General features: G+C 65.1%; 9 protein-coding genes. 2 read left to right on the top strand and 7 right to left on the bottom strand.

Annotation, left to right across the window (positions count from 1 at the left end; all coding sequences use genetic code 11):
• Positions 1 to 206: 206 nt before the first annotated feature.
• Positions 207 to 3365 carry an efflux RND transporter permease subunit gene (locus tag FXV83_RS23645; RefSeq protein WP_148741776.1) on the bottom strand — a complete coding sequence of 1053 codons (3159 nt, stop codon included), beginning with the start codon at positions 3363 to 3365 and terminating at the stop codon, positions 207 to 209.
• The gene (locus FXV83_RS23640) at positions 3362 to 4579 is read right to left on the bottom strand and encodes an efflux RND transporter periplasmic adaptor subunit (RefSeq protein WP_187436109.1); all 1218 of its coding nucleotides are present in this window, start codon (positions 4577 to 4579) and stop codon (positions 3362 to 3364) included. Before FXV83_RS23640 ends, FXV83_RS23645 begins: the two co-directional genes overlap by 4 nt.
• Positions 4580 to 5280: 701 nt before the next feature.
• Between FXV83_RS23640 and FXV83_RS23630 the strand changes: the two genes are divergently transcribed.
• Together FXV83_RS23630 and FXV83_RS23625 are read left to right on the top strand one after the other, a co-directional pair.
• Positions 5281 to 6435 carry an iron-containing alcohol dehydrogenase gene (locus FXV83_RS23630; protein ID WP_148741773.1) on the top strand — a complete coding sequence of 385 codons (1155 nt, stop codon included), beginning with the start codon at positions 5281 to 5283 and terminating at the stop codon, positions 6433 to 6435.
• Positions 6436 to 6452: 17 nt separating this feature from the next.
• Positions 6453 to 8003, top strand: a complete 1551-nt coding sequence (locus FXV83_RS23625) for an AMP-binding protein (RefSeq protein WP_148741772.1) — start codon at positions 6453 to 6455, stop codon at positions 8001 to 8003.
• An 18-nt stretch (positions 8004 to 8021) separates the two neighbouring features.
• Here FXV83_RS23625 and FXV83_RS23620 read toward each other — a convergent pair whose 3' ends face one another.
• From FXV83_RS23620 to FXV83_RS23600, 5 genes are read right to left on the bottom strand one after another with little or no spacing between them, the layout of a single operon-like run.
• Positions 8022 to 8744 carry a GntR family transcriptional regulator gene (locus tag FXV83_RS23620; RefSeq protein ID WP_187436108.1) on the bottom strand — a complete coding sequence of 241 codons (723 nt, stop codon included), beginning with the start codon at positions 8742 to 8744 and terminating at the stop codon, positions 8022 to 8024.
• Between the two features lie 4 nt (positions 8745 to 8748).
• Positions 8749 to 9141, bottom strand: coding sequence for an oxalurate catabolism protein HpxZ (gene hpxZ, locus FXV83_RS23615; RefSeq protein ID WP_148741770.1), 393 nt, complete (start codon positions 9139 to 9141; stop codon positions 8749 to 8751).
• A 12-nt stretch (positions 9142 to 9153) separates the two neighbouring features.
• A complete protein-coding gene (locus tag FXV83_RS23610) occupies positions 9154 to 10551 on the bottom strand; it encodes an AtzE family amidohydrolase (protein ID WP_187436107.1) in 1398 nt (465 codons plus the stop codon).
• 7 nt (positions 10552 to 10558) lie between these two features.
• Entirely contained in the window at positions 10559 to 10738 is a 180-nt protein-coding gene (locus FXV83_RS23605) for a DUF4089 domain-containing protein (protein ID WP_187436106.1), read from the bottom strand.
• Between the two features lie 30 nt (positions 10739 to 10768).
• Positions 10769 to 12526 carry a dipeptide ABC transporter ATP-binding protein gene (locus FXV83_RS23600; protein WP_148741768.1) on the bottom strand — a complete coding sequence of 586 codons (1758 nt, stop codon included), beginning with the start codon at positions 12524 to 12526 and terminating at the stop codon, positions 10769 to 10771.
• Positions 12527 to 12689: the final 163 nt, after the last annotated feature.

Genomic DNA, 12689 nt, shown 5'->3' with positions numbered 1-12689 from the left:
CGGCCTAGGCCGTTAATATGGAGGGAGGTGTGTACACAAACAAACGGTGTCGTCCCGGCGAAGGCCGGGACCCATAGCCACAGGATTGGCTTTGACGAAGACTCGTGGTCACCGGCTTCGCGCCACAACCACTTCCTGTGGTTATGGGTCCCGGCCTTCGCCGGGACGACACTGGGTTGTTCTGGCGTGTGGGCTCCAAGCACCAACTAGGTCACTAGCTCCGGCTTCTTGACGTTCTTCCCCTCCGCCAGGTTCCGCACCGCCACATAGAAGATCGGCGTGAACAGAAGTCCGAACAGAGTGACGCCGATCATGCCGAAGAAGACGGCGACGCCGACGGCTTGCCGCATTTCCGAGCCGGAGCCGGTCGAGATCACCAGCGGCAGCACGCCGAGGATGAAGGCGAACGACGTCATCAGGATCGGCCGCAGCCGCAAGCGGCAGGCTTCGATCACGGCCTCCAGCCGCGGCTTGCCTTCGAGCTCGATGTCGCGTGCGAACTCGACGATCAGGATCGCATTCTTCGCCGCCAACCCGACCAGAACGACGAAGCCGATCTGCGTGAGGATGTTGACGTCCTGTCCCATGATACGCACGCCGATGGTCGCAGCCAACAGACACATCGGCACGATCAGGATCACCGCGAACGGCAAGGTCCAGCTGCCATACTGCGCGGCGAGCACGAGATAGACAAACAGCACGCAGATCGGGAACACGTAGAGACCGGTGTTGCCGCCGGTGACCTGCTGATAGGACAGATCGGTCCACTCGAAGGTGAAGCCGCTCGGCAGGTTGTCATCGGCGAGCTTCTTGATGGTGTTGAGCGCGGTGGTGGAGCTTGTGCCCGGCGCCGGCTCGCCCTGCAATTCTGACGCTGCATAAAGATTGTAACGCGCGACGCGGTCGGGGCCCGAGACGTCCTTGAAGTCGACGACACTGCCGAGCATCACCATGTCGCCGGACGCGTTGCGAGTGCGCAGCCGCGCCAGGTCGCTAGGCTCTTTGCGGAACGGCTGGTCGGCCTGGGCGGTGACGTGATAGGTGCGTCCGAACAGGTTGAAGTCGTTGACATAGGTCGATCCGAAATAGGTCTGGATCGTGTCGTTGATGTTGGCGATGGGAACGCCGAGCTTCTGCGCCTTGGTCCGGTCGATGTCGACGAACAGCTGCGGCGTGTTGGCCGTGAACGGCGAGAACACCGAGGTGAGGCTCGGCGACTTGCGGGCGGCGGCGACGAGCTCGTCGGTCGCGGCAGCGAGCAGTTCCGGCCCGCGGCCCTGCCGGTCCTGGATGCGGATGGTGAAGCCGCCGCCGGTGCCGATGCCGGGCACGGCCGGTGGCGGAATGACGATGATGAAGGCGCCCTGGATCGCGGCGAGACGCTTGCGCAGTTCGGCGGTGATGGCGTTCGCGGATAGTCCTTTCTTCAGGCGCGCCTCGGGCTCGTCGAACACCGGAAACAGCGCCGCCGCATTGCCGGCCTGTGTGCGGGTGGCGCCCGAGAAGCCGGCGAAGGCGGCGACGCGGACGATGCCCGGCGTATCCAGCGCAATCCGCTCGATCTCACGCACCACCTCGGTGGTGCGCGCCAGCGATGCCGCGCCCGGCAATTGCACCGAGACGATGACATAGCCGCGGTCCTGCGCCGGGATGAAGCCCTGCGGCGTGGTGCCTATCAGCCAGCCGGCGCTGCCGATCAGCACGACGTAGATCAGGATCATCACCACCGCATGCCGGATCACGAAATTGGCAAGGCCCGCATAACCATGCGCCAGGCGGTCGAACACGCGGTTGAAGATTCCGGTGAAGGCGTCCCAACCGCGCGCCACGACATTCCAGCGCGCCGGCGGCCGCTTCTCTTCGTGCGGTACCAGGATCTGCGAGGCCAGCGCCGGTGACAGCGTCAGCGAGCAGAAGCAGGAGATCGCAGTCGCAACCGCGATGGTGACGGCGAATTGCTGGAAGAATTGCCCGGAAATGCCGCCGAGGAATGCGGTCGGGACGAACACCGCGCACAGCACAAGTGCGATCGAGACCAGCGCGCTGCCGACCTCCTCCATGGTCTTGAGCGCGGCGTCGCGCCGACTCATGCCGTGCTCGAGGTGGCGCTCGACATTCTCGACGACGACGATGGCGTCGTCGACAACGATGCCGACGGCGAGCACGAGGCCGAACAGCGTCAGATTATTGATGGAGAAACCGAGCGCCGCCATCACCGCGAAGGTGCCGACCAGCGAAACCGGTATCGCGATGATCGGAATGATCGCCGGGCGCCATCCTTGCAGGAACACAAGCACCACGACGACCACCAGCAACATGGCTTCGTAGATGGTTTTGATCAGCTCGTGAACGGATTGGGCGATGAACTCGGTCGGATTGTAGCCGATATTGTAATCAAGGCCTTTCGGAAAGTTTGCCTTGAGCTTCGTCATCGTGTCGGAGATATTCTTGGCCGTCGCGAGCGCGTTCGATCCGGGCCGCTGCGTCACCAGCATGGCGACCGCCGATTTGCGCAACAGGAAGCTGTTGGTGGTGTAGGCCAGCGCGCCGAGCTCGATGCGGGCGACGTCGCGTAAACGCACCGTTCGGCCGTCGGAACCGGCCTTGATCAAAATGTCCTCGAACTGCCTCTGGTCCTTCAGGCGCCCGGTGAAGGTGAGGTTCGGCTGGAAGGCGCGGTCGGCGATCGGCGGCTCGGCGATCTGGCCGCCCGCGATCTGCACGTTCTGCGCACGGATCGCCGCGAGCACCTCGGCCGAGGTCAGGCCGAGATTGGCGATGCGGTCAGGGTCGAGCCACAGCCGCATCGAATAATCGCGTGCGCCGAAAATCTGGATGTCGCCGACGCCGTCGAGCCGCAGCAGCTGGTCGCGGACCTGGAGCAGTGCATAGTTGGAGATGTAGAGCTGGTCGAAGGTGTCGTCGGGCGACAGCATGAACACGACCATCAGGATGTCGGGCGAGTTCTTGCGCGTGGTGACGCCGTTGCGCTGTACTTCCTCGGGCAGACGCGGCTGCGCGATCGCGACGCGGTTCTGCACCAGCACCTGGGCCTTGTCGAGATCGGTACCGAGCTTGAACGTGACGGTGATGGTGAGCTGGCCGTTCGAGGTCGCCTGGCTGTACAGATACAGCATGTCCTCGACGCCGTTGATCTCCTGCTCGATCGGAGCAGCAACTGTATCCGACACGGTCTGCGCGGACGCGCCAGGATATTGCGTGGTCACCACCACCGTCGGCGGCACCACCTGCGGATATTCGGAGACCGGCAGCGTGGTGTAGGCGAGCGCGCCGACGATCAAGAGCACGATCGACAGCACCATCGCCAGGATGGGCTGGTTGATGGATAGGCGGCCAAGATTCATGACTTGTCACCAGGCTTGCCACCGACCGGTGCTTGCGCGGGAGACGGAGCGACCTTGGCGCCGACGCGGGCGCGCTGGATGCCGTTGACGATGACGCGGTCCTCCGCCTTCAACCCTTCGCGGATCACGCGCAGGCCGTCATCGAGCGGTCCGAGCACTACGGGGCGCGCCTCGACGGTGTCGTCCGGCTTGACCACGAACACGATCTTGCGTGACTGGTCGGTCGCGACCGCGACGTCGGGAATCAGCAGCGCCTCGTAGGGCGCGCTGCCGATCAACCGCACGCGGCCGAACTGGCCGGGCAAGATCGACAGATCGGTGTTCTTGACGACAGCGCGGCTGCGCAGCGTGCCGGTCGAGACATCGAGGCGGTTGTCGAGGAAGTTGATGGTGCCCTCATGCGAAGGCTTGGTCTCGCCGGCCAGCATTACCTGCACCGGGTTTGCCGTATCGCGCGAGCTCGGGCGCCTGCCTTCGAACCACAGCTTGCTGTACTTGATGAACGTCGCCTCATCCATGTCGAAATAGACGTAGATCGGATCGAGCGTCACGATCGAGGTCAGCAGCGTCGAGGTGCCGTTGTCGCTGCCCTGCACGAGATTGCCGGGACTGACGAGATGCCGGCTGACGCGCCCCGTCAGCGGCGCCGTCACATGAGTGAACTCGATGTTGAGCTTGGCAGCCTTGAGCGCGCCTTCGGCCTGCACTTCCGCGGCGTGCGCGGCCTGCAGGGCCTGGCGGCGCTGGTCGACGACCTGCTCGGAGACGGCGCTGGTCTGCACCAGGTTGAGACCGCGGTCGAGTTCGCGCTTGGCAAGCTCCACCCTGGCGCGCGCGTCGGAAAGCTGGCCGTCCGCCTGCTCCGCCACCGCCTCGAACGGTCGCGGGTCGATGACGTAAAGCAGATCGCCCTGATGCACGATCGCGCCATCCTGGAATTCGACGGAGTTGACGAAGCCGCCGACGCGGGGGCGCACCTGCACCTCCTCCATCGCCTCGAAGCGGCCGGTGAATTCGTCCCAATCGGTGACGGTGCGTTTGACCGGCTGGGCGACGGTCACCGCCGGCGGCGGCGGAGCTGCGGCCTGGGTGGCCGGCTGTCCACAGCCGGCGAGGGCGAATGCCGCGGCAAGCAGCCCGGCGATTGCGCGAGGCCGAGGCGAAACGAAATCGTGCGTTTTGACAAATTGCTCGCTTCCGTCCGGTCCACTCATCCCAGGTCCTCGCATAAAGCCGCAGAAGCATCAGGGTACTCGCCTACCCGCGGGTCACACAAGATGGGTTTCAATGATGGACTCTTCAAGACGAGCGTGGGCGCCATCTCTGGTGGGCTACCTAGCCGGGCGGATGGGTTGACACCGAGATAGCCGTCCTCGCACGCGGCGATTAGCGGGCGGGATGCGAATGGACTTATTCGCTGTGCTCATGAATGCGGCGGGTGCGGTGCACTGAAAGATCCCGCATCATCGCACTCGAGCCGCATGCAAGGTGCCACCCTCCCCTGGAGGGGGAGGGTCGTATCGCATGCAGCGAAGCGGAATGCGATGCGGGGTGGGGTGACAGTCTCTCCGCGTTGAACATTGCCCGTGTGGAGAGATCACCCCATCCCGCTCGCGCTGCGCGCGATCGACCCTCCCCCTCCAGGCTAAGCTGTGCACACATCTTATGACTGACCAGCGGCATCGATGAGAATCACGAGTCTTTTCAATGCCCGCTGACCGACTGACATCAAGGCCGTTTCAAAACCGGGGGTCATCTAAGTCCCTGTTCTTGAGTCAGTTTTCGAGACGTGTGCACGCCTTAGCCCTCCAGGGGAGGGTGACGACCAGGCCAGCGTCTTCGCGCATGACGGATGGCGCTGGCTCGGCTAGATTACGCGTCCAGAAAACAAAACGAATTGTCCGGGAGGACAGCCGTGCATCAGGGACGTGTCGTTTACGGCGCGATCGAGGAGGTTGTGTTCGGCTATCCTGCGGCCGGCGCCATCGTCGCACAGATGGATCGGCTGGGGACGCGCCGCGCCTTCCTGATGGTCTCCGGCACGCTCAACCGGCAGACCGATGAAATCGAGAAGATCAGGGAGGCGCTGGGCACGCGCTGCGCCGGGCTGTTCGACGCCATGCCGGCGCACACCCCGCGCGAAGCGGTGATCGCCGCGACCCATGCGGCGCGCGAGGCGGGCGCCGATTTGATCGTCACCGTGGGTGGCGGTTCGATCACCGACGGCGCCAAGGCGGTGCAGCTCTGCCTCGCCAACGGCATCGACGACGTCGATGGCATCGAGCGCATTCGCGTGCACAAGCGCGTCGCGCCGGAGATGACCGCGCCGACGGTGCGGCAGATCAGCGTGCCGACCACGATCGCCGGCGGCGAGTTCAGTTCGATCGCGGGCGTCACCGACCTCCGCACGCATGTGAAGCAGATGCTGCGGCATCCGCTCACGGTGCCGCGTGCGACCATCCTCGATCCCGCCATCACCGTGCACACTCCGGAATGGCTGTTTCTCTCGACCGGCATTCGCGCCGTCGACCATTGCGTCGAGGCGATCTGCTCGCGCGAGACCCACCCCTATGCCGACGCGCAATCGGTGAAGGGCCTGGCCATGCTCGCTGATGCCCTGCCGCGGGTGAAGGCCAATCCTGCCGATCTCGACGCTCGGATGGATGCGCAGATCGGCACCTGGCTATCGATGGGCGCGCTTTCAGCCGGTGTGCCGATGGGCGCAAGCCACGGCATCGGCTACGTGCTGGGCGCGGCCTTCGACGTGCCGCACGGCTACACCTCCTGTGTCATGCTGCCGGCGGTGATGCGCTGGAATGCGCGCGACAATGCCGAACGGCAGATGATCGTCGCCGCCGCGATGGGCTTTCCCGGCCGGGATGCCGCCGACGTGCTGGACGCCTTCATCCGCTCGCTCGGCATGCCGCGCAGCCTCGCCGATGTGCGCGTCTCGCCCGAGCACTTCGACGCCATTGCCGAGCAGGCGATGCGGACGCCCTGGGTGCCGCGCAATCCGCGCAAGATCGATGGGCCGGCCGAGCTGCGCGAAATCCTGCTTCTCGCCGCATAATCCAAGCCGGAGGACTGATGTACACTGGTCACCATGCCCGCCTGCGTCCGCTGCAGCCCGCCTTCATCATGGCCGCGACCGGCGAAACCGTCACCTATCGCGAGCTCGACGCGCGCAGCAACCGGCTGGCGCAGCTGTTCCGCAACCAGGGCATGAAGCGTCTCGATCATTATTCGATCTTCATGGAGAACAATTCCCGTTATCTCGAGGCCTGCGGCGCGGGCGAGCGATCGGGCCTGTACTACACCTGCGTCAATTCCTTCCTCACCGCGAGCGAGCTTGCCTATCTGCTCGTCAACAGCCAGTCGAAGATCCTGATCACGTCGGTGGCGAAGCTCGACATCGCACGCGAGGCGATCAAGGTCTGTCCCGACGTCAGGCTCTGCATCGTGGCCGACGGTCCCGGCGAGAGCGATCGCATCGTCGGTCTTGCCGAGGTGACCGCCGGTCTGCCGAAGACAGCGATCGCGGACGAATGGCTCGGCACCGCCATGCTGTATTCGTCGGGCACGACGGGACGGCCGAAGGGCATCCTGCGGCCACTGCCGGAAGAGCCACCGAAGCACAATCTGCCGCTGTTCGATTTCCTGGCAAAACTTTGGCACTACCGCGAGGGCATGATCTATTTGTCGCCGGCGCCGCTCTATCACTCGGCGCCGCAGGCTGCCGTGAACCTGACCATCCGCATGGGCGGCACCGTGATCATCATGGAAAATTTCGATCCAGAGCGGTATCTCCAGCTCGTGGAGAAATGGGGCGTCACTCACAGCCAGCTCGTGCCGACGATGTTCTCGCGCATGCTGAAGCTGCCGGAGGACGCGCGCACACGCTACGACCTGTCCTCGCTCGAGATCGCAATCCACGCCGCCGCGCCGTGCCCTGCCTTGGTCAAGGACGACATCATCAAATGGTGGGGGCCGATCATCCACGAATATTACGGCGCCACCGAAGGCCTCGGCTTCACCGCCTGCAACAGCGAGGAGTGGCTCGCCCATCGCGGCACCGTCGGCCAGGTGCTACTCGGCGACCTCCACATTCTCGACGAGAACATGAAGCCATGCCCGGCGGGGACGCCAGGCCAGGTGTGGTTCAAGACGGCATCGCCGTTCGAATATTTCAACGATCCGGAGAAGACCAAGGAGGCGCGCTCGGCCGACGGCAGCATGAGCACCGTCGGTGATGTCGGCTATGTCGACGACGACCGCTTCCTCTACCTCACCGACCGCGCGACCTTCATGATCATCTCCGGCGGGGTCAACATCTATCCGCAGGAATGCGAGAACCTGCTGATCACGCATCCGAAGGTCGCGGACGCCGCCGTGTTCGGCGTGCCCAATCCCGATCTCGGCGAGGAGGTGAAGGCGGTGGTGCAGCCGATGCCGGGCGTGGTGCCCGGGCCGGCACTGGCCGAGGAACTGATCGCCTTTTGCGGGGCGTCGCTGTCGCGCCAGAAGGTGCCGCGCTCGGTCGATTTCGAGAAAGAACTGCCGCGGCTGCCGACGGGCAAGCTCTACAAGCGGCTGCTGCGGGATCGGTATTGGGGAAACAAGTCGTCCCGGATCGTGTGAGGGCGCAACAGTCTTCGCTTAGACCGACACCGCGTAAATCTCGTATTCCCCGCGCACCAGTTCGATGTGCGCGCGCATGGCGGCGGCGGCGCCCTGCTTGTCGCCGCGCATGATGGCGACGACGACGCGGTCGTGCTCGGCCTGCGATTTGGCCAGGCGTCCGAGATTGCGGAACTGAGCGCGGCGGAACGGCTGCACGCGCACGCGCGTGGCGAGCGTGATCTCGGCGATATAGCCGTTCTGCGATCCTGCATAGATCGCGTTGTGGAAACGCTCGTTGACCTCGTGAAAGCGATCGGGATTGCCGGCGTAGCTCAACACCCGCAGCTCCTCGTGGACGGCCTCGAGGCCGTGACGCTCGGCGGCGGACATGCGCTCGGCGGCAAGGCCGGCGCACAGCGCCTCGAGCTCGGCCATCGCCTCGAACATGCTCGTCAGCCGCTCGACCGAAGGCTGTGCCACCACCGCGCCGCGATGGGCGCGCGATTCGACGAGGCCGCTCGCCACCAGCTGGCGCAGCGCCTCGCGCACCGGCGTACGCGAGACGTTGAAGCGCCGTGCAATGTCGGTTTCGTCAAGCGGAGCGCCGGGAGCAAGGGCGCCGCGCACGATCTCGTCGGCGAGCTGAAGACGCAGCTCCTCGGCACGCGTGACCTTCTGCACCGACGGCGAGGGACGGTCGACGCGTGGCACCACTGGCTCGGCCGGTACTATGCCCCGCGGGAAATCGTCAAGCGTCATACGATCAGGTCTCTTTCGGCTCGTCGATGATGCTGACATGGGCCGCGACGACGCGCCAGCCTTCCGGGAAGCGGACCCAGGTCTGCATCTGGCGGCCGACCCTGCCCGGCATGGTGTCGCGATAGAACAGGGTGGAGGCCACGGCCGCGTCGCGGCCATAACTGGTGATGACAGTCTTGGCCGTGCGGCGATTGAGGCCGACCGGCGAGCGACCGGCACGGAAACCGGAGATCGCCGCGTAGCCGTAGAGATTCTCGCCGATGCCGTAGCGCAGCGTGCGAGGATCGTTGCGAAAGAGCTCGCCGAGCACGGCAACGTCGTTGCTGATCAGCGCCTGCTCGTAGCGATCGAATGCGGCTTTGACTTCCGCGAGCACATCGGGAAGATCGATGTCCATCTCAAAATCCTCTCAAAGTCGCTTTGGGCTTGGCGCAGCTACCACGCCCATCCGTTCCAATGCGTATGCGACGCGCAGCGCGATGTCCTCGCGCCAGGGCGCCGTGATGATCTGCACACCGATCGGCAGCGGTTCGAGCGGCACCGGCACCGCGACCACAGGCAAGCCGATGAACGAGATCGGCTGGGTATGGATGCCGATATTGGCGCGTACCGGCAGCTCGACGCCGTCGAGCTTGAACGTGACCTGGCCGAGCTTCGGCGCGGTGCAGGGCGTTGCCGGTGCAAGCAGCACGTCGACCGATTTGAAGACCTCGGCAAGCTGCGCGCGATACCAGCGGCGGAATTTTTGCGCACGATCAACCAGCGGCGCCGGCACCATGGCGCCGGCGATCAGCCGGTCGCGTACCGCCGGATCGAAATCGTTCGGGCGCTTGCGCAGGCGATCGAGATGCAGCGAGGCGCCTTCGGTCGTGGTGATGACATAGGCTGCCGCGCGGGCGCGCGCGGCCTCGGGAATGTCCACGACTTGCGTCGCGCCGAGCGCCTTGGCAACGCGGCCGACGGCCTCGACGGCCTCGGGAAACAAATTGCTCTGGAAGTGTCCGCCGGCGATCGCAATGCGCAGGTCAGAAACCGGATTGGCGAGCAGCGGCACCGTCGGTTCCAGACCACGTGTGGTGGTGCAGGCCGCATCATCGGCATCCGGCCCCTGCATCGCATCATAGGCGAGCGCGAGATCGGTGACGGAGCGCGCCAACGGGCCGAGATGATCGAGGCTGGCGACGAACGGGAACGAGCGCGCCCGCGACAGCCGGCCGTAGGTCGGCTTCAGGCCGAAGATGCCGCAGAACGAGGACGGCACGCGGATCGAACCATTGGTGTCAGATCCCAGTGCGATCGGCACCAGCGCGCCGCCGACGGCGCTGCCGGAGCCGCCGGAGGAGCCGCCGCTCATCCGCGTCGTGTCATGTGGATTGCGCGAGGGACCGTCGTGGACGTTCTCGCCGGTGAAGTCGTAGGCGTATTCGCCCATGTTGAGCGCACCGACGAGAACTGCGCCGGCGGCTTCCATGCGCTCGATCAGCGTGGCGTCGCGCTTGGCCCGCGCGAGATCGCGGTTGATCTTGGAGCCGGCGCGCGTGGTGAGGCCCGCAACGTCGAACAGATTCTTTACCGCAAAGGGGACACCGGCAAGCGGGCCGACCGTCTTGCCGGCGGCAATGTCGGCATCGATGGCGCGCGCCCTGGCGCGGGCGCGATCCGAGGTGACATCGGTGAAGGAATTGAGGGTGGTGTCGTGCTGCTTGATGCGCGCGAGGGCGGCTTCGGTGGCATCGAGCGCGGACAATCGGCCGCCGGCCACTGCCTTGGCGATGTCTGCGGCCGTCAAATCTGGCTTGGTGGTCATGGCAGCGTCAGGCTGTGAACACGGGCGCCGGCTCGGTCTCATCCGGCAGCGCAAAGTCATCGACGAGGCGGGCGAGCCGCAGCGAGACATCGAGATTGGCGCGAATGGCCGGCCTCCGGGCCTCCTCGATCGGCAGCGCCAGCGCTTTCGCGACGGCGTCGATATAGTCGTCCAGCGGTTCGGCCATCACGCTCCCAAACAGGCTCTCAGTGCGCTCTTAGTGCGCCGGCAACGGCGGATGCGGGATCGCCGTCAACAGCTCCTTCGTGTAATCGTCCTGCGGATCGCTGAGGACCTTCTCTGAATATCCCTCTTCGACGATTCGACCCGCTCGCATCACAATGACACGATCGCACAACAAGCGCACTACGTTCAAATCATGCGAGACGAACAGATAACTCATACCTAGCCGCGCCTTGAGGTCCTGGAGCAGATTCAGGACCACGGCCTGGACCGAAACGTCGAGCGCCGCCGTCGGCTCATCCAGGATGACGAGCTTGGGATGCAGCGCAATCGCACGGGCGATACCGACGCGGGCCTTCTGGCCACCGGACAATTGGTGCGGAAATCGGTCCAGCAGGTTGAGCGGCAGCCCGACCATGGTCGCGAGCTCCTCGCAGCGCGTTCGCAGTGCGTCGCGCCCCCTGATGTCGCCGAGTTGCATGATCGGGTCGGCGATGGCGCGCGCGGCGGTGAAGCGCGGGTTGAGGCTGTCGGTCGGATCTTGGAACACCATCTGGATGCGGCTGCGCTGCGGCAGCCGAGCGAAAGCCGCAGGCAGGATGGCGCCGATGTCCTCGCCGTCGAACTGGATCAGGCCCGAGCTCTGGTCGAGCAGCCGCATCACCATCATCGACGTCGTCGATTTGCCGCAGCCGGATTCGCCGACCAGGCCAACGCTCTCGCCATGGCCGACGGAGAAGCTGATGCCGTCAACGGCGCGGAACACATCCGGCTCGACCGGCGGCTTGCGGCCGAACAGCTTGCCGAGCGTGGCCGTCGCGCCCTGGCGGGGATATTCCTTGATCAGCTTTTCGATGAGGAGGAGGGGCTTCTCCCTCTCCCCGCTTGCGCTGGTCTGCTCCCTCTCCCCGTCCTTCACGGGGTGAGGGGCCGCCTCAACCAGCGCGACTCGTGGAGAGTCCCCCTCTTCCTCCGGCAACAGATCGCGCAGCGACACACCGAGTCGTGGCGTGGCGCGCATCAGCTTTTTTGTGTAGGGGTGCTGCGGGCTCGCGAAGATGTCGGCGGCTTTGGCGGTCTCCACCACCCGGCCCTTTTCCATCACCACGACACGGTCGCAATAGGCCGCGGCCAGACCCAGATCATGCGTGATCAGGATGGTCGACATCGCCTTGCGCTTGGTCAGCTCGACGATCAGGTCCATCACCGCCTTCTGCGTGGTGACGTCGAGGCCGGTGGTCGGCTCGTCCGCGATCAGAAGCTGCGGATTGCAGGCGAGCGCCAGCGCGATGACGACGCGCTGGCACATGCCCCCCGAAAGCTCGAACGGATAAGCGTGGTAGCGCTCGCGCGGGCGCGCGATCTTGACCTGCTCCAGCGCCTCGATCGCCTTTTCGCCGTGGTCCGAAACCATGGCCTGCTGCACATGGGTGCGCAAGACGTCCTCGATCTGGTCGCCCACTTTACGGATCGGATTAAGCGCGGCGCGCGGGTTCTGGAAGATCATCGAGACTTCGCGGCCGCGCAGATCGCGCATCTGGTCTTCGCTCGCCGCCTTGACGTCGATGCCGGAGAACATCACCGAGCCCTCTGCGATCCGCCCGGCACGGTCGAGGATCCGCATCACCGCGTAGGATGTCACCGACTTGCCCGAGCCGGACTCGCCGACGATCGCGAGCGTCTCGCCCTTGGCGACGGAGATGTTGACTTGCTGCACCGCCTTGACGATGCCGCGGCGGGTGGTGAATTCGACGGTGAGGTCCTGGACGTCGAGCAGAGGCGCTGCGGTCATGAACATCTCCGAACCGCGGCGCCAATCAAAAAGCGCGAAAACAACCCCATGCACAGTAGAAAAGGGTTGGATTCATTGGAGAATTTTTGGCGAGAATTTGTGCGTGAAGCGGGCGCCGCTCTCTCGCTCCCTCCCCCCTTGTGGGGGAGGGTTGGGGAGGGGG

Origin of the sequence: Bradyrhizobium hipponense, assembly GCF_008123965.1 — a bacterium.
GTDB lineage: Bacteria > Pseudomonadota > Alphaproteobacteria > Rhizobiales > Xanthobacteraceae > Bradyrhizobium > Bradyrhizobium hipponense.
Note: the sequence above shows the minus strand (reverse complement) of the source record. Positions and strands in the feature narration are given on the sequence as shown.

Excerpts from the sequence above, each read along its gene's own strand:
- FXV83_RS23645 (WP_148741776.1), bottom strand. The coding sequence starts at position 3,365 with ATGAATCTTGGCCGCCTATCCATCAACCAGCCCATCCTGGCGATGGTG.
- FXV83_RS23640 (WP_187436109.1), bottom strand. The coding sequence starts at position 4,579 with ATGAGTGGACCGGACGGAAGCGAGCAATTTGTCAAAACGCACGATTTC.
- FXV83_RS23625 (WP_148741772.1), top strand. The coding sequence starts at position 6,453 with ATGTACACTGGTCACCATGCCCGCCTGCGTCCGCTGCAGCCCGCCTTC.
- FXV83_RS23620 (WP_187436108.1), bottom strand. The coding sequence starts at position 8,744 with ATGACGCTTGACGATTTCCCGCGGGGCATAGTACCGGCCGAGCCAGTG.
- hpxZ (WP_148741770.1), bottom strand. The coding sequence starts at position 9,141 with ATGGACATCGATCTTCCCGATGTGCTCGCGGAAGTCAAAGCCGCATTC.
- FXV83_RS23610 (WP_187436107.1), bottom strand. The coding sequence starts at position 10,551 with ATGACCACCAAGCCAGATTTGACGGCCGCAGACATCGCCAAGGCAGTG.
- FXV83_RS23605 (WP_187436106.1), bottom strand. The coding sequence starts at position 10,738 with ATGGCCGAACCGCTGGACGACTATATCGACGCCGTCGCGAAAGCGCTG.
- FXV83_RS23600 (WP_148741768.1), bottom strand. The coding sequence starts at position 12,526 with ATGACCGCAGCGCCTCTGCTCGACGTCCAGGACCTCACCGTCGAATTC.